The 15238-nt window shown below is 46.4% G+C and carries 19 protein-coding genes; 8 read left to right on the top strand and 11 right to left on the bottom strand.

Annotation, left to right across the window (positions count from 1 at the left end; translation table 11 throughout):
• The first annotated feature begins 5 nt into the window (after positions 1 to 5).
• Positions 6 to 398 carry a hypothetical protein gene (locus AAAA73_RS17060; RefSeq protein WP_340599705.1) on the top strand — a complete coding sequence of 131 codons (393 nt, stop codon included), beginning with the start codon at positions 6 to 8 and terminating at the stop codon, positions 396 to 398.
• Positions 399 to 747: 349 nt separating this feature from the next.
• Positions 748 to 891, top strand: a complete 144-nt coding sequence (locus tag AAAA73_RS17065) for a hypothetical protein (protein ID WP_340599706.1) — start codon at positions 748 to 750, stop codon at positions 889 to 891.
• 35 nt (positions 892 to 926) lie between these two features.
• Here the strand turns inward: AAAA73_RS17065 and AAAA73_RS17070 are convergent, their stop codons facing one another.
• On the bottom strand, positions 927 to 1310 hold the full coding sequence (locus AAAA73_RS17070) for a nuclear transport factor 2 family protein (protein ID WP_340599707.1): 384 nt from the start codon (positions 1308 to 1310) through the stop codon (positions 927 to 929).
• A 59-nt stretch (positions 1311 to 1369) separates the two neighbouring features.
• On the bottom strand, positions 1370 to 1939 hold the full coding sequence (gene msrA / locus AAAA73_RS17075) for a peptide-methionine (S)-S-oxide reductase MsrA (RefSeq protein ID WP_340599708.1): 570 nt from the start codon (positions 1937 to 1939) through the stop codon (positions 1370 to 1372).
• Between the two features lie 72 nt (positions 1940 to 2011).
• On the opposite strand from msrA, the gene AAAA73_RS17080 reads away from it, so the two are divergent.
• On the top strand, positions 2012 to 2584 hold the full coding sequence (locus tag AAAA73_RS17080; protein ID WP_340599709.1) for a hypothetical protein: 573 nt from the start codon (positions 2012 to 2014) through the stop codon (positions 2582 to 2584).
• 54 nt (positions 2585 to 2638) lie between these two features.
• On the opposite strand, the gene AAAA73_RS17085 is transcribed toward AAAA73_RS17080, so the two are convergent.
• Complete coding sequence (locus AAAA73_RS17085) at positions 2639 to 3931, bottom strand: beta-sandwich domain-containing protein (protein ID WP_340599710.1); 1293 nt, start codon at positions 3929 to 3931, stop codon at positions 2639 to 2641.
• 190 nt (positions 3932 to 4121) lie between these two features.
• Between AAAA73_RS17085 and AAAA73_RS17090 the strand changes: the two genes are divergently transcribed.
• Entirely contained in the window at positions 4122 to 4517 is a 396-nt protein-coding gene (locus tag AAAA73_RS17090) for a YccF domain-containing protein (protein WP_340599711.1), read from the top strand.
• An 18-nt stretch (positions 4518 to 4535) separates the two neighbouring features.
• Positions 4536 to 6002: a cardiolipin synthase gene (cls, locus tag AAAA73_RS17095; RefSeq protein WP_340599712.1), complete on the top strand. Its 1467-nt coding sequence runs from the start codon at positions 4536 to 4538 to the stop codon at positions 6000 to 6002.
• Here cls and hisS read toward each other — a convergent pair.
• From hisS to AAAA73_RS17110, 3 genes are read right to left on the bottom strand one after another with little or no spacing between them, the layout of a single operon-like run.
• Positions 5994 to 7313: a histidine--tRNA ligase gene (gene hisS, locus AAAA73_RS17100; RefSeq protein WP_340599713.1), complete on the bottom strand. Its 1320-nt coding sequence runs from the start codon at positions 7311 to 7313 to the stop codon at positions 5994 to 5996. The genes cls and hisS overlap by 9 nt on opposite strands.
• Positions 7314 to 7354: 41 nt before the next feature.
• Complete coding sequence (locus tag AAAA73_RS17105; RefSeq protein WP_340599714.1) at positions 7355 to 8491, bottom strand: MBL fold metallo-hydrolase; 1137 nt, start codon at positions 8489 to 8491, stop codon at positions 7355 to 7357.
• A gap of 42 nt (positions 8492 to 8533) precedes the next feature.
• On the bottom strand, positions 8534 to 9076 hold the full coding sequence (locus AAAA73_RS17110) for an SRPBCC family protein (protein ID WP_340599715.1): 543 nt from the start codon (positions 9074 to 9076) through the stop codon (positions 8534 to 8536).
• Positions 9077 to 9138: 62 nt separating this feature from the next.
• Here AAAA73_RS17110 and AAAA73_RS17115 point away from each other — a divergent pair, with 62 nt between their 5' ends.
• Complete coding sequence (locus AAAA73_RS17115) at positions 9139 to 9942, top strand: alpha/beta fold hydrolase (RefSeq protein WP_340599716.1); 804 nt, start codon at positions 9139 to 9141, stop codon at positions 9940 to 9942.
• Here the strand turns inward: AAAA73_RS17115 and AAAA73_RS17120 are convergent.
• Together AAAA73_RS17120 and AAAA73_RS17125 are read right to left on the bottom strand one after the other, a co-directional pair.
• The gene (locus AAAA73_RS17120; RefSeq protein ID WP_340599717.1) at positions 9921 to 10178 is read right to left on the bottom strand and encodes a hypothetical protein; all 258 of its coding nucleotides are present in this window, start codon (positions 10176 to 10178) and stop codon (positions 9921 to 9923) included. The two genes, AAAA73_RS17115 and AAAA73_RS17120, sit on opposite strands and share 22 nt — an antisense overlap.
• A gap of 118 nt (positions 10179 to 10296) precedes the next feature.
• A complete protein-coding gene (locus AAAA73_RS17125; RefSeq protein ID WP_340599718.1) occupies positions 10297 to 11175 on the bottom strand; it encodes an alpha/beta fold hydrolase in 879 nt (292 codons plus the stop codon).
• 175 nt (positions 11176 to 11350) lie between these two features.
• On the opposite strand from AAAA73_RS17125, the gene AAAA73_RS17130 reads away from it, so the two are divergent.
• The gene (locus AAAA73_RS17130; RefSeq protein ID WP_340599719.1) at positions 11351 to 12844 is read left to right on the top strand and encodes an FMN-binding glutamate synthase family protein; all 1494 of its coding nucleotides are present in this window, start codon (positions 11351 to 11353) and stop codon (positions 12842 to 12844) included.
• Positions 12845 to 12881: 37 nt separating this feature from the next.
• On the opposite strand, the gene AAAA73_RS17135 is transcribed toward AAAA73_RS17130, so the two are convergent.
• The 3 genes from AAAA73_RS17135 to msrB form a co-directional block, all read right to left on the bottom strand.
• Positions 12882 to 13367 (bottom strand): hypothetical protein, encoded by a 486-nt coding sequence (locus AAAA73_RS17135; protein ID WP_340599720.1) that lies wholly within the window; start codon positions 13365 to 13367, stop codon positions 12882 to 12884.
• Between the two features lie 101 nt (positions 13368 to 13468).
• Complete coding sequence (locus tag AAAA73_RS17140; RefSeq protein ID WP_340599721.1) at positions 13469 to 14119, bottom strand: transglycosylase domain-containing protein; 651 nt, start codon at positions 14117 to 14119, stop codon at positions 13469 to 13471.
• A gap of 141 nt (positions 14120 to 14260) precedes the next feature.
• The gene (msrB, locus tag AAAA73_RS17145; RefSeq protein WP_340599722.1) at positions 14261 to 14797 is read right to left on the bottom strand and encodes a peptide-methionine (R)-S-oxide reductase MsrB; all 537 of its coding nucleotides are present in this window, start codon (positions 14795 to 14797) and stop codon (positions 14261 to 14263) included.
• A gap of 151 nt (positions 14798 to 14948) precedes the next feature.
• Here msrB and AAAA73_RS17150 point away from each other — a divergent pair, with 151 nt between their 5' ends.
• Complete coding sequence (locus tag AAAA73_RS17150; protein ID WP_340599723.1) at positions 14949 to 15197, top strand: hypothetical protein; 249 nt, start codon at positions 14949 to 14951, stop codon at positions 15195 to 15197.
• Positions 15198 to 15238 lie beyond the last annotated feature (41 nt).

Consider the following 15238-nt stretch of genomic DNA (forward strand, 5'->3'; position numbering starts at 1 on the left):
TGTTTATGAAAATCAGTTCTCTATTAATTGCGGCCACACTAATTTCCTCCACGGCGGCCCACGCCAAAACAATTTCCTGCAGTGGTATCGACAAAAATGGCAGCACAGTCAGTCTTCAGGTTTCGTTGAATGACGGGATCTCTTTTGACTACAAAACCAAAAAAACAAAAGCTAAAAACTCAGAAGACTATTCTGATGTTTGGACCGCAGACTCTGGTTCCTACCAATTGGCTGAAGCTTCCAATCAATCCGTCGTGGGCTCCTTGGGATCACGTGGAGAAAAATGGGCGAAGCTGACATTGGGTGACCTGGGCAAAGCCAACTCCACTTTTGAATACGATGAAAATGACTCGGGCTTTGAGTACAGCAACCACGTTTCCAAAATGATTTGCCGCTAATACTGTTCCAGCAATATACCTATTTGAAACCGGACGATGCCCTCGTCCGGTTTTTTATTTTCATTTGCAGATTGTAAAAAAGTTGATCAGTTTTCCAAACATTCACTGGACCAAATTCTGGAATAATCCCTCTAGTATTCTCAACACGATTCGCGATTGATAAAATTTCGTGACGCGAACTCTTTACCTAAGTCAGCGAAATTGCACGATTCAATTCAGAGAAGAAATCGCTTTCAAAAAAAGTGCGCTTTAATTCGAGATCAAGGAGCAGTTTTTCTCCTTTAACCATCGAGAAAATTCGGATTTCGTACGAAAATATGAATGGGACGGCCGCACGGAGGACTCAGGAATGGCTAAAATTAGAGTTAAAGGTTTTCTTACTCTCTCGGGACTATACCTGTTTGTCTGTCTGTTTTATTCGAACTGCACCATGCGTGAAGAATCTCATGCTCCAACTCATACACCAAGTCAGCTTGGCAGTATGAATCACTAACCACAGCTGACCTGGTTTTTTAAAGCACTCCTAAATCACATTGTATAGAAGAACTCTTCCTTCACAATTTTTCCGTCTTTCACCGTATAGATACCAACTTCCTCCATGGCCCAACGTTTGTTGGTTTCCTTATCAGTGGCATCATAATTAAAGTGAACGGCAAAACGATCTCCGGAAGGAAATGGTCCATCAATTTGTGATGAATGGACTTCCATTTTCTTTTCCCATTCCAGATTTTTCTTCAAGGCGTTTTGTTTGCCGTGGGACTCCGCAGGCATGCCGGGTGTTTCCATGGCCTCACGACTTTCAATATCGTCAGCGTAAAGAGTTTCTATGGCTTCTACGACTTGATTGGATTTACAAAAATTAACGAGCTTTTGACCAACCTCAAGAGTGTCTTTTTGAGTTTGTGCATTCATAAGACCTCCCTTCATATTCGGCCTTATGATACCACAATGAGCTGCGAGTGTACTCCGATTCAAAACTCCACTTTTCTGACGAAGTGACAGGTATAGCCGGCGGGGTTCTTCTTCAGATAGTCCTGATGATAATCCTCAGCTTTCCAGAAGTCTCCAGCGGCACCGACCACTGTCGATACGTCCTTACCCCATGCTTTGGACTTATTGACCCGGGCTATGACTTTGTATGCAGTATTTTTCTGCTCTTCGCTTGTATAAAATATTTCGCTGCGATACTGGGTGCCAATATCATTCCCCTGACGATTCAGAGTCGTGGGATCATGAATTTTAAAAAAATAGAGCAGCAGATTTTCATAGCTGAGTTGTTTTGGGTTGTATTCCACCTTCACAGTTTCAGCGTGATTGGTGGCCCCCGTTTTCACAATTTCATAGGTCGCATTGGGAAGCTTCCCACCCATATACCCGACCTCGGTGCTCTGCACTCCAGGGTGCTTCCTTAAGAGATCTTCCATTCCCCAAAAGCAACCACCGGCCAGATAGGCTGTCTCGGTATTTGCCGCCTGAACTGTCACTCCAAAGAACAACGAGAATATGGTCCAGATTGAGATAAAACTGATTCGTGATTTCATATCAGTCATCTTACCACTTTCCCGGCAATCTGATCTTGTGTAAACTGACATACATACGCATGGAGGCAACTCATGAAGCTAAAGACAGCTAAGTGGTTCTTATTGCTTGCAGGATTCGCAGGCACCAACGCAGCAAGTGCTGCATCATTCACTCTGGCTAAAGGTACTGGTTATCGCATAGAGCCTCTTTACGGGATTGAAACCGTTTGGCGCGACTACCCCACACCCCACCTGCAAACTCGCTCCATGTACGGCTTAAGACTGAGCCTGGGGGTCGATCTATTGTCACTTGAAACAGAGTACTCCAAAGCCTCTGACACAGAGGACTTCTCCACGGCGCCCGAGAAAGTGAAAACAGATGATGAGCGTCTTAAAGTGGGCTTAAGCTCCACCTACCGCACTCAGTATTTTCATTTGGGTGGACGAGCAGGTGCACAAGCAACAAAGTCCGTGCGTGAAACCACATCTGGTGGCGTTACAGTGAAAGACGAACGCCCAATCGCCTACAACCCTTATGCGGGTGCTTCAATTGGTTTGAATTTTGGACCGGTCAATATCAGTTTAAGTTCGACCGTCGTCTTTCGCGACAATGATTGGGAAAAGAGTGATTTCCAAAATACGATCTCAGCCGGTATCGGTTACTGAGAATAAAAAAATGCCAGCTTTACGCTGGCATTTTTCATTTAATCCACAGGTCCTCTATCTTACCGCATGAAATTTCAAGAAGTTGCTATGCTCTGACAAAATAGTCAGATACTTCGCCATTGTTTCTTGCGGGAAGTTTGCCGGATCGTTGTACTTCGTTTGATACTCAACGATCAGCTGGTAAGTTTGTTCGTTATTCAACGATTTCACTTCCACCATCAACTGTTGTTCAGCGATCGAGTACGCATTCGCTGCCATTTCCTGATATACGTTTTTCATCAGGCTTTCAGGCTTGCTAGTCACAAAAAGTTTATAATTGCGGTAGCCTTCAGTGTCAGCCTGGCGGAAATTCAGATTCTTAGCCGCGATCTCCTTACGATAATGACCTGGAATCAACTTACCGATTTTACCGATGGCCACATCATAAAGTTTTCTGGCACGGCTGTCTGGCTTGTTGGCGTCCTGACGTTTTTGGAAATCAAGGGAGATTTTAATCAAAGAATCACTGGTCACAGGACGGCATGCCTGGTCACTTTGAATCGCAGTCAGGAATGTATCAAATGTTTCCACTGCCATTGTTTTGTAACCCACATCCGCTGCACTTTCCGGACGACTTGCATTGTGACGATCCACGAAGAAGTTTACCAGGGTCAACATATAGTCCGGAGACGCAAATTGATTTTTGTCTGCCTTCAAAGTTGCCACGAACTCAGCAACATATTTGTTGAATTCCTTCGTCGCATATTTTTCCTGCCATGAACCTTGTGTACTGCTCTCTGCACGGCCTGCCCAAATTTGAACTGTATCCAGTTTTTCCTTCAGGACAGCATCAAACTTTTTATTGCATGAATTTTCCTGTTCACGAGAGCCAAACTTTGGAGCTTCCTGACCGGAAACCGCTGTAATGTCCAGGTTTGCATTCCCACCCATTGCTTCTGCCTGGATTTCGATGGAAGAAATATTCTCGTTCAGACTTAGGATTTCAGATGCCAAAACTGAATCAGAATCCGCGATTGTCACGTTATTAAACGCTTTCACAATTACGCGCTCACCTTTATCTGTCACCAGGTTGACTCCGATAACTTTAACTTTGCCGGCCTTAGGCTTCGCTTTAATCTGAGTCAATGGAATTGGTTTAACCAAATCCAGGCGATACAGTTGTCCGCCATTTTTGCGACTGACAGAATCAACACGCGCCGAAGCTTCATATTGGTTCTGTGGCAAAATCGCCGCCTCCTGATCACCGCCTTGATAAGAGGTATAGTTTGCAGAACTTGCCTGCACCATTAGTGGCGCCTGACAAAGCACCAATGACATTAAAATTCGATTCGCCTTTTGACGATTCATGATTGTTCCTTTCAGTTTTAATTAGGTCTTCTGGACCTAGGTCTGTCTGGAGATTTGAATCGCCTTTTAGAAAAATCTCGATGAAAGAATGCATCGGTTGCTTAAAATCAAAAGTGACTGTGTCAACGAGCACGGAGGAGTAACGGTTGACCACTGGCGCTGATCACCTCATTCTAACCCCGGGGGAATCATGAACTTTATCTTAAATACTCTATGGCTCTTTTTAGGAGGATGGACGACCGCCATCTCTTGGTTCACCTCATGCTTATTCATGGTCATAACCATTGTTGGAATCCCTTGGGCTCGTGCGGCCTTCAATATTGCCTTGCTAAACCTCTGGCCCTTCGGGTCCAAGGTTGCAGACCGGGAACATGTTCGAGGACAAGGTGATATTGGCACCGGCGCCTTGGGAATGATTGGAAATATCATTTGGTTCGTTCTGTGCGGCTGGTGGCTGGCTCTGACCCATTTACTTTACGCCGTTTTACTTGGCATCACCATCATCGGTATTCCCTTCGCAATTCAGCATTTAAAACTCGCTGGAATTTCTCTTGCCCCCATTGGCAAAGCCATCGTCTTTAAATAGCGCACCGAAGGACACCCGATGCTGACTTGGACTTTTGATTTCAATTTTACAAGCTGGGTGCAATGGCTGATTTTCATAGTCGACTTCATTGTGCGTATCTGGATTTGCGCCCGGGTCATTCAACGTCGCCTTCCAGCATCTGTTGCCTGGGCGTGGCTGGGCCTGATGGTCTCTTTGCCGATTGCCGGCACAATTCTGTATTGGACATTCGGAGAATATCGCCAGGGACATCGCCGCATGAGAAGACTGCGCCGGGTGCAGAACACACTGAATACAATTGCCGCGGCTCAACCGACTGATTCAATTCTAAATGAAGTTCACCAAGGGGACCTTCACCACGCCTATCAGGCCCTGTTTGGTTTCGCACCCAAAACCGGCAATAACATTGAGCTGCTTAAAGATTCAGATATAGCCCTCAGCAAACTTTCTGAAGATATCGCCTCCGCCCAACAAAGTATTGATATCGAATTTTATATCTGGAGTGATGGCGGCCGCGCTGACAATATTTCCGCTGAGATTATTGCAGCCGCTCAACGGGGCGTTCGCTGCCGGATCCTGGTGGATGCCATTGGCAGTTCCAAATTCATAAAGGGCGCCAACTACAGAAAAATGAAACAAGCTGGCGTTAAAATGGTGGTGGCACTGCCGTCAGGAATTTTTCGTTCCCTGATCGCACGTCCCGATCTGCGCATGCATCGCAAGCTTGTGGTTATCGACGACGAAATTGGTTACGTCGGCAGTATGAATCTTGCAGATCCCCTTTTCTTTCATCGAAAATCAAAGGCCGCCCCTTGGATTGATGCCCTGGCGCGAATTCAAGGACCTGCAGTCGAGGATTTGCGAACGGTCTTCCTAAGTGACTGGTGTGTGGAAACCGGCAGTGACTTTGCCAAAGAATTAAAAAAATCGCGTTCACCCGATCATACCCACACCAAGCCGGCATTCATTCAATGCCTGCCCTCCGGCCCCGCCGTCAAATATTCATCTATTGAACAGGCCCTGCTGATGGCCATTGCCTCGGCTCATTCGGAAATTGTTTTCACCACCCCCTACTTCCTGCCCAGCGAGTCCATGCTTTATGCATTGCTCGCGGCGGCACGCAGGGGCGTTCGCACGGTTCTGATTGTGCCAGCGCGTATCGACTCACGAATTTCCCACTGGGCCAGCCGGTCTTTCTTCGAAGATCTACTTGCCGCCGGTGTTCAGGTCGCACTTTACAAACCGGGTTTGCTGCACACTAAATCAATCACAATTGACGAAGATGTTTCTTTGTTTGGTTCGGTGAATCTGGATCCACGGAGCTTGCGTATTAACTTTGAAATTACCGTCGCCATCTACGACAAAGATTTCACGCAAGCACTGCGAAATCTACAGGATGAATATCTGAATCAATCCGAATATTACACTCTGGAAAAACACGAAGAACGTCACAGCTTGGAAGTATGGGCGGGTGATCTATCACGTTTGGTGGGACCGTTACTTTGACTTAAGCGAAAGTTGCACCAACCGGTGAACCAATTCATTCACCGGTACAGCTTCTTCACTTCTTTCGGCCATGGACTTTAATTTCACTACTCCGGAAGCCAACTCATCTCCACCGATAATCACCGTGTACGGGATTTTACGATCATCCGCGTATTTGAATTGATTCTTAAGTTTCGCGGCATCAGGATAGATATCCACGCGAAGGCCCGCGGCTCTCATCTCCAGAGCCAACTTCATCAACGGTGCTCGCATCTCTGCGCTGAACAGTGGCAAAAAGACGTGAGGTGTGGAGGAGACATTCAACTTGTCAGCCTTCTCTTGCAACAATAAAAACAAACGTTCAAAGCCAATGCTGCCACCAAATGCCGGCACCTCTTCACCACCGAACACTTCAAGCAGGCGGTTGTATCGGCCACCACCACCCAACGACCCGGAAAGATCCGGATGTCTTAATTCGAAGATTGTACCGGTGTAGTAGTCCTGCCCACGCACCAAAGACGGATTGAATTGCACTTTCGCACCCGGAATAGCCGCAGTTAAAACTTCAACAAGGGATTTCAAGGAAGATACTGATTCACTCTCGATGGTCATCAGTTTTTCCAGTGAAGCTCCATCCAAAACCAGACGAATACCCTCAGGCACCCGACCGAACTTGGCAGTTAACTCTTCCTCAACTCCCGCGCGCTCGACCTTGTCCAATTTATCCAGGGTTACCAGGGCCTCAGCCCACTGCGCCTCTGACAGATCAGAATCCTTAAGAGCGGCAAGCAACCTGCGGTCATTCAGATGAAGTTCCACATTTTCAACCTGAAGACTGGAGAACACTTTCAAAATCGCCGCCATGCAATCCGCTTCGGCTCCGATCTCGCGGGAGCCCAGGATATCGACGTCACATTGATAGAACTCGCGATAGCGGCCTTTTTGTGGGCTGTCGGCACGCCAGACGGGACCGATCTGAAAAACTTTAAATGGCTTTGGCAACTGCTGCTTGAAACGAGAATAATATCTGGCCAAGGGCAAAGTTAAATCGAATCTCATGCCCATATCGGCAAGATTTGCTGCACCAGCTTCAAGAGAGCGGGTCAAAGCCTCGCCTCTTTTTAGAACTTTGAAAATGAGTTTTTCATTTCCAGCGCCCCCACCCTTACCTTCGAGTGTTGCCAGATTCTCAAGAAATGGCATGGCAATCGCCTGGAAGCCATGGCTCAAATAAATTTCAGAAATTCTTTCGATCAGAAAATTGCGGGCCGCAGATTCTTCAGGGGTAAAGTCACGAAAGCCAGAGGGTGGTAGTACAGAAATTTTACTCATCCCTCTGTTTTATCGAATTTAAATACGCCCGGCAACCTCTGTTATTCAGTAGCCGGAGACTTTTCGCGCCACCAAGGTTCACTTGAATAGGAATCGTTCACAGTGACGATTTCACCAATTTTGGGTGTTACCAGCTTCATTCCATTTGCGCTGGCTGCGGCACTTAATTTTTCAAGCGGCTCAAACCAGGAGTGAAATGCCAGACTGAACATTCCCCAATGGATTGGGAAGTACCTTTTCGCATTTAAATCCTTAAAGGCATTAACTGACTCGTCGGGCAACAAATGCACCTCGCGCCACTTTTCGTTGTATTGTCCGCTTTCCACGAATGCGATATCAAAAGGCCCCAGACGCTGACCAATTTCTTTAAAATGTGTGTCATACCCTGAATCACCGCTAAAGAAAATACGATGCCTGTCGCTCTTGACCACCCAGGATGCCCATAGGGATTTATTCTGATTCCAAATACCACGGCCGGAAAAATGCTGCGCCGGGGTGGCAATCATCTCAATATCCCCGAGCTTCGCTGATTGCCACCAGTCCAACTCCTGAATCCTGTTCTCGGCAATTCCCCAACTTTTCAAATGGGCACCGACCCCGAGAGGAACAACAAACGGAACGTCTTTGTCTTTAAAGAACCGGATTGAATCCATATCCAAATGATCGTAATGGTCATGACTGATAACGATCATGTCGATTTTTGGAAAGCTTGAAAGTGGCACAACCGGATCCTGAAAGCGCTTCATCATAAAGCCCAAAGGCCCCGTACCTGTCGAAAGCACGGGATCGATTAAAACCACCTTTCCTTCGAAATTCAAAAGAATGGTTGAATGTCCAAACCACATCAGCTTCAAGTCATTATTGGATTTCAGGAATTCAGCAAAGTCAGGCGCAACCTCTGGGAGTCTCTGCTTTGGAATGCGATCCTTGTCACCACCCAGCAGGAACTCTTTAATTGTTGCAAAGTTCATGGTGCGCTTGCGCATTTCATCCAGGATATTCGCACGACGATTGACGAAAATTCCCTTTTCACGATCGAAGTGCGATGACTTATCAAAAGTATCAGTTTCTTTTTTATTCGGAAGCTTTCCGAAGGATGCCGCACAACTTGTGATCAGCAATCCCCCGGCTACCAGAATCAAAACGAATATGACAACGAAAGAAATAATCTTCAACATGTGGCCCATCTCCCAAAGCCACATTATAGACTTAACTGATTTCTAATGGCTACGTTTGCTTAAGTAACTTTCCAGTTTATCAAAAGATTCGGACCAGCCCTGAATGCAGTCTTTTTGATATTCATTCGGAATACCCTGTTGGGATAATTTAAAGCGACTGCCATTGCTTCCATCTGATTCGAACTCAAAAGTAATGTAGGCCATATCCGACCAACCGCCAGGCATCTGTGCCTGATCGGGAGTGATGGCCTTCCCCCTCTTGTCTGCAAATTGATCGGTCATGACCAGGCGTTCGTTTTCGACGACCTCTTCAAAGCGTCCCGTCATTCCACCCACAGGACCGGCACCATCGTAGCCATTCATGCTAATAAAATATCTTCCGCCCTCTGTCGCCTCCAACTCCACGTGCTCGGCGTGAATTCCATTGGGCCACCACCACTGCTTCAGCGCCTCGGGATTAGTGAAGGCCTGCCACAATTCACGAACAGGAACTGAATATTCTCTTTCAATCTCTATGAGTTTCGCCTTGGTGGTAGAGTCCTTGTGTTCAAATCGAGGTTGTCTCTTTTCTGATGATGTTTGCATAGCCCCTCCTGTGAACCCATTTTACTCTCGACACCACACGAGGCATCTAATAGCATGGGGCCATGTCAAAAGTCTCCGTCACAGACAAAGTAGTTAGCATTTCAGAAGGCTCACTTTTCGTCCGTCAGTGGGTGCCCCCCACAGTGCTCACAAAGGATCCCCTTATTCTGCTTCATGACAGTCTTGGATCTGTGGAGCAGTGGCGAAGCTTCCCCGAACAACTTGCAGAACGTTTGTCTTGTCCTGTCATTGCTTATGACAGAATGGGCTTTGGAAAGTCGACGGCTCGTTCAGCACTTCCCTCCCAAAGGTTTATTGAAGAAGAAGCCACCGTCTATTTCCCGCAGCTACGCAAAGAACTTGGCTTCAATCGCTTTGCACTTTTTGGTCACAGTGTTGGTGGTGGCATGGCGCTGGAGATTGCCGCCCATTATCCGGAATTTTGTACTGCCATAGTCTCTGAATCAGCTCAGGCATTTGTGGAAGATCGCACAATAGATGGAATCACTAAAGCCAAGGTTGCATTTCAGAATGAAGAGCAATTAAACAAGCTGCGCAAATGGCATGGCGATAAGGCCGAATGGGTTTTGCATGCATGGACTGATGTTTGGTTATCGAAAGATTTTGAAAACTGGCAACTAAAGCCGGCTCTATCCAACGTCACGTCACCAACATTGGTCATTCATGGTGAACGTGATGAATTCGGATCCGTGGCTTTTCCAAATTTGATTGCCAATAACGTCAGGGGACCTGTCAAAGAATGGGTGCTGCCGGGTGTGGGGCATGTGCCCCACCGTGAAAACCCCGAACTGATTTTGAATTTGGTCTCGGAGTTTTTTGCTGATTACTTGCAAACCGCGCGATAGATCACAGTTTTATTAAAGATCATGGCTTCCGAGTCACAGATCGTCTGGTTTTGATTGCAATCCGCAACTACGACGATTTCTCCAGCACTGGATTCTCTTACCACTTTATTCGCGTCGCACCAGCTAAGTTGCTGGTAAGAATCCGCCTTGGTATAAACTCCTGAATCACGGTCATAAAAGCCAGCCGCCATTGCAGAACTGGAAATAAGCATAAGGGCACAAATCAATAGTTTCATAAACGAACTCCTTCGCCCCCTTGCATGCAACCCGCATGCAAGGTTGAACACGAACCAGCTCGCCCTGATCATCAAATCAATGCCTAAGAATTTGACACGAGACCTGAAAAGGCCCCTGCTAAGGATTACCTAGAAATTCATTCACAAACCCTGCGGTATATTCCGGAACCTTGGTGACAACTGCAGACATAGAGGTTTCCCCCAGGAAGTCTCCGTGCCCTCCTGGTACAATCATGAGCCTGGAAACTTTAATTAGCCTGGACAGGGCGACTGCATGCTCCGGCGTTGAAACATCCTGATCTCCCTGAACAATCAACGTTGCCGAGGTGATGGATTTGATTTTGCCATCCGGAATATCCTTAAAAGACCTCATCCGTGCCGCATCCTTATCATGCATATTGCGAAGAGCCGCTGGATCCGGATTGATCTTCAAATAGGCGTCCTTTAATGATTGCGGCATATCCGCAAAAGTCGCTTTTTTCATATAGTCGAAGAAGCCCGGAGCGGCTCCGCTTCTTTTGGTAAAAGAAGAAATGTGAACCATTTTGCGAACCAACTGGGGGTGCCTTAGTGTGAGCTGCAAGGTATTGGTCGCACCGTTGCTGAAACCCATGACATCCACCTTGGTAACACCAAGAGACTTCATCAACGCGGCGACATCATCTGCTGTTTGCTCAAATACCACGGGCCCCGGTCGGTCCCCGCTTCGCCCATGAGCCTGTTCATCGATGGCAATAACCGTTCGTTGCGGAGTGAAATACGGGATAATATGCGCCCAGGTGACATCAATGCTTGAGCCCCCACCGTGCAACAATACGAGCGGCACACCAGCTTTATCCCCGTGAATCTCATAATACATGCGCAGGCCGTTGACTTCGGCATACCCCGATCGAACCAGAGGTTTCTTTGACTCTTCCACTTTACCTCCTGAAGCACATCCCGACAGAATCGCAACGGCGACAACGACGACAGTTCCAATTGCCAAATTCAATTTCATCTTCTCTCCTTTGACCATTTCACTAAGTTAGTCCAGACGATAACAAGACTTAATATGCGAGTAAAATTCGCTTGTGGCAAACTTCACTTTTGGAATGTTCAAATAGGTCGAGTTGGTCTATAAACTTGCCGACTAGTATTTAACAATATTCAAAATACAACAGTGAGGTTTTGAGATGAGAAAAGACTTTTACACGGCATTTGCTTTTGTGATCGTCATGAATTTCATATTTTATTTATATTGGCCTGTGGGACTTTTCACGCTGATATTTTTTGTACCATTCTTCTTACTTGGCTTTCGCGATATCATGCAACCTCGCCACGCCATCAAATCCAACTTCCCTGTCTTCGGACACTTTCGTTATCTTCTGGAATCCATCCGTCCCGAGATCAATCAATACTTCATTGAATCCAACACTGATGGAAAACCGTTCAATCGTGAACAACGCTCTGTCGTGTATCAACGTTCCAAAAAAGTTCTGGATACTATTCCGTTTGGAACCCAACACGATGTTTACAAACAAGGCTATGAATTCGTCACTCACTCTCTTTATCCCAAACACGTGGATCGCAAAAGTTTGCGCATCACGATTGGCGGCGAATTGTGTACACAGCCTTATTCCATGTCGTTATTAAATATTTCCGCAATGAGTTTTGGTTCCCTTTCCACAGCCAGCATCCTGGCCCTGAATGGTGGAGCTAAAGATGGTGGCTTCGCCCACAACACCGGCGAAGGCGGTATTTCGCCTTATCATTTGCAACCTGATGGTGATCTTATCTGGCAGGTCGGCACCGGTTACTTTGGCTGCCGCACTCACGATGGGGATTTTGATCCGGAGTTGTTTAAAACCAACTCTCGCCGTCCACAGGTAAAGATGATCGAACTAAAACTTTCCCAAGGTGCAAAGCCTGGCCACGGCGGTATGCTATCCGGAAAGAAAGTGACAGAGGAAATTGCTCGCATCCGTAACGTTCCGATTGGGAAAGATGTCTTGTCCCCTCCAGGCCACAAAGCTTTCTCGGATGCAGCCGGAATGCTGGAGTTCATTGCGAAACTGCGTGACCTTTCAGGTGGAAAACCTGTCGGAATCAAAATGTGCTTGGGTCATCGCCAGGAATTCCAGGAGCTTGTGAACCTTATGCGCGCCCGCAATTCATATCCCGACTTTATCGTCGTCGACGGCGCTGAAGGCGGAACCGGTGCCGCACCATTGGAGTTTTCAAATTATATCGGCACACCAGGCGTGGATGCTTTGGTGGTGGTCATTGATACATTGAAGGCCGCAGGCATTAAAGACAAAATCAAAGTCATCGCGACCGGAAAGATCACAACCGCTTTTGATATCGTGAAGCTTCTGTGCATCGGTGCTGACGCAACTTATGCTGCCCGCTCCATGATGCTGGCCCTGGGTTGTATTCAGGCGCTTCGTTGCAATAACAACAAATGTCCCACGGGGGTCGCTACTCAGGATCCAAATCTGGTTAAAGGCCTTCACGTTCCAACCAAACGTGAACGCGTTAAGAACTTCCATCAGGAAACGTTGGAATCTGTCGCTCATATGATCGGAGCCATGGGAATATCCCACCACAGCGATTTGAACCGCAGTCATCTGCACAAACGCGTGGATGAGAACCTGATTAAAACCTACGCTGAGATTTTTAATCCTTAAAACGAAAAACCCAGGATCGCTTCCTGGGTTTTTTATATCAAACTGCTTTTTCTTTAAGAAAAGAGAAGATTTTTTCCACCATGAAATCCGGTTCCATGGGACTTGCGCATTTCGTGCAGGTCAAATCCGGCAAATGCACTTCGTGCGGAAGCTGGTTCACCGCATACTTATAGTGAACGTCATTTTCCAGCTTCATCGTCATTTCAAAGGCACAAGACTCACATAAAAATGGCGCAATGAAAGAGGCGATGACCGTCCCTTTGGGCACAAATCCGTGAACGATATTGACTTGATTCACGATCACGTAAGGACACTCCTCCATGACCAGCTTGGTACCCAGCGAAAACCGCACTGTCCAGGAAATCCAATTCTTAACACCAATGGAATTGATGAAAGTCACCTTGGACAGATTTAATTTAATGTTCTTGAAGTTCTGAATTTTTACATCAAAGAGCTCGGTTTTTTCGCTGATAGGTCCCTCGAGAAAGATCTCAATCGCGTCACCGTTGGTTTTATAATTCATTACTTGATGATGAAAGCTTTAAAGACAAGATGCAAGAGCCCATAATACAAACTGCACCTTTTTGGAGTCATATCAAAGCAGGCTCACAAGCTGACTCATAATTAGTACGCCGGTGCACCTTGTGGACGAATTAAGTTCAATAAGAAGGTCCGACTCCGCTGATACATTCGATTCTCCGCAACTGGATGGTAGTAAGTGGGATTACGACTGACCACAACCACACCTGCAACTTGTTCGAGACTTAGCTCGTTTAAGTTTCGTTTGAAGTAGTAAGTACTGGCATTTTGAAAACCACCCAGCTCACGCCCTTCCACATTTCCAAATGAGTGCCTGTTGATAACTTGCTCTAAAATCTGATCATAGCTGTAGTTAAGATGCAGACGTATGAAGGCCATTTGGTCTTCAACACCCTTTATGAAAGTCCCCCGACCTTGGGGCGGCATCAAAATCTCAATCAACTCCCAGGAAAGTTTGCAATCCAAATGCAGCGACGGTGTGTCTGAGACTAGTTTCTGGAAGGCCGACCATTCGTTGCACAGTGCAGACTGAGGGTACTCCACCTCATTCATTATTTTAATCAAAGAAGGAGGCAGGTCCTTAAACGGCACATAGGGATGAGGCTTAATCACCATTGCCGTATCAAGCGCTTTACTCACGCGTCGATATTCAACGAGGGTAAACAAAGACAAAGCCCCTGTAACGGCAAAAGAGGCCGTAAAAAAGAATGTCAGAATGAACTTCAGTGAACTCATGATTTTAAAGCGCTCCAAATGGATCTTGTGAGTTTATCAAAGAAATTCTCGGATAATAATCCAGGAAAAAGCACTCGTAGTATTATTGACTCCAAAAATATCGAACGAACTACACTATACATAGATTCTTACGATAAATCCTTACTTTTTCTTGGTCTTGGCTGAATCTGAGAAAAGATGAAGATAGCGTTCATAACCTTTGGATTTCATCTCCTCAACCGGAATGAAACGAAGAGCCGCCGAGTTGATACAATAACGTTTCCCGCCTTTATCCTTCGGTCCATCATCAAACAAGTGACCCAAGTGCGAATCTGCTTTTTTGGAACGAAGTTCTGTTCGTTCCACCGACATCTCTCGATCCGGCCGAGCCGTCACCACATCTTCATCAATCGCTTTGGTAAAGCTGGGCCAACCGGTCCCAGAATCATACTTGTCCGTGGAACTAAATAACGGCTCTCCACTTATTATGTCCACATAGATCCCGGCCCGTTTGTTATCCCAATAGGCATTATCAAAGGGCTTCTCTGTCGCCGCTTGCTGCGTGCACTGGTACTGCATGGGCGTCAGCTTCTTACGAAGCTCCGCATCCGTGAGCTTCTTATAGTCTCCATCAGCGCCGAACAGAACGCTGGATAGAAGCAATCCCAAAACGAGAGTAAACCAGAACTGATTCCTCATGGTGGCCCCCTTTGCTCAATAGAATACCAAATGCAATTCACATTATACATTTCAAGAAATCTTGAGGCAATTTAACAGGTTAAATTGAGACTATGGATTGTGAGCATTTTCAGTTCGCATTACGATTAGTAAATCAGACAAAGGAACGTTCATGAGTCATAAAATCCATTTCCGCCGCTGCCAACACTGTGGCGAAACACACAATACCAGTGACGAATTAATCATAGACTGTGAATCCTGTGGGAAAGAATTAATCCCATTATATTACACCCAGCTGGTTAAGATTGCGCAGGATGAATTAAACAGATCCCCGGGGCTGATCAGAGACAATCCCGTCATGAAAGAGATCGTCGTCGTCGGACTTACGGCGGATTGGGATCCTGAGACAGAGGCTTTCTAATTACATATTGCAAGAGAATCCACGTCAGACCACTCTAAAAG

The organism is Bdellovibrio sp. GT3 (genome assembly GCF_037996765.1).
Classification (GTDB): Bacteria; Bdellovibrionota; Bdellovibrionia; order Bdellovibrionales; family Bdellovibrionaceae; genus Bdellovibrio.

Bases quoted from the DNA above. Each gene is read 5' to 3' on its own strand.
- AAAA73_RS17140 (WP_340599721.1), bottom strand. From the start codon at position 14,119: ATGAGTTCACTGAAGTTCATTCTGACATTCTTTTTTACGGCCTCTTTT.
- msrB (WP_340599722.1), bottom strand. From the start codon at position 14,797: ATGAGGAATCAGTTCTGGTTTACTCTCGTTTTGGGATTGCTTCTATCC.
- AAAA73_RS17120 (WP_340599717.1), bottom strand. From the start codon at position 10,178: ATGAAACTATTGATTTGTGCCCTTATGCTTATTTCCAGTTCTGCAATG.
- AAAA73_RS17110 (WP_340599715.1), bottom strand. From the start codon at position 9,076: ATGCAAACATCATCAGAAAAGAGACAACCTCGATTTGAACACAAGGAC.
- AAAA73_RS17070 (WP_340599707.1), bottom strand. From the start codon at position 1,310: ATGAATGCACAAACTCAAAAAGACACTCTTGAGGTTGGTCAAAAGCTC.
- AAAA73_RS17065 (WP_340599706.1), top strand. From the start codon at position 748: ATGGCTAAAATTAGAGTTAAAGGTTTTCTTACTCTCTCGGGACTATAC.
- AAAA73_RS17150 (WP_340599723.1), top strand. From the start codon at position 14,949: ATGAGTCATAAAATCCATTTCCGCCGCTGCCAACACTGTGGCGAAACA.
- msrA (WP_340599708.1), bottom strand. From the start codon at position 1,939: ATGAAATCACGAATCAGTTTTATCTCAATCTGGACCATATTCTCGTTG.
- AAAA73_RS17135 (WP_340599720.1), bottom strand. From the start codon at position 13,367: ATGAATTATAAAACCAACGGTGACGCGATTGAGATCTTTCTCGAGGGA.
- cls (WP_340599712.1), top strand. From the start codon at position 4,536: ATGCTGACTTGGACTTTTGATTTCAATTTTACAAGCTGGGTGCAATGG.
- AAAA73_RS17085 (WP_340599710.1), bottom strand. From the start codon at position 3,931: ATGAATCGTCAAAAGGCGAATCGAATTTTAATGTCATTGGTGCTTTGT.
- AAAA73_RS17090 (WP_340599711.1), top strand. From the start codon at position 4,122: ATGAACTTTATCTTAAATACTCTATGGCTCTTTTTAGGAGGATGGACG.
- AAAA73_RS17080 (WP_340599709.1), top strand. From the start codon at position 2,012: ATGAAGCTAAAGACAGCTAAGTGGTTCTTATTGCTTGCAGGATTCGCA.
- AAAA73_RS17060 (WP_340599705.1), top strand. From the start codon at position 6: ATGAAAATCAGTTCTCTATTAATTGCGGCCACACTAATTTCCTCCACG.
- AAAA73_RS17130 (WP_340599719.1), top strand. From the start codon at position 11,351: ATGAGAAAAGACTTTTACACGGCATTTGCTTTTGTGATCGTCATGAAT.
- AAAA73_RS17125 (WP_340599718.1), bottom strand. From the start codon at position 11,175: ATGAAATTGAATTTGGCAATTGGAACTGTCGTCGTTGTCGCCGTTGCG.
- AAAA73_RS17115 (WP_340599716.1), top strand. From the start codon at position 9,139: ATGTCAAAAGTCTCCGTCACAGACAAAGTAGTTAGCATTTCAGAAGGC.
- hisS (WP_340599713.1), bottom strand. From the start codon at position 7,313: ATGAGTAAAATTTCTGTACTACCACCCTCTGGCTTTCGTGACTTTACC.
- AAAA73_RS17105 (WP_340599714.1), bottom strand. From the start codon at position 8,491: ATGTTGAAGATTATTTCTTTCGTTGTCATATTCGTTTTGATTCTGGTA.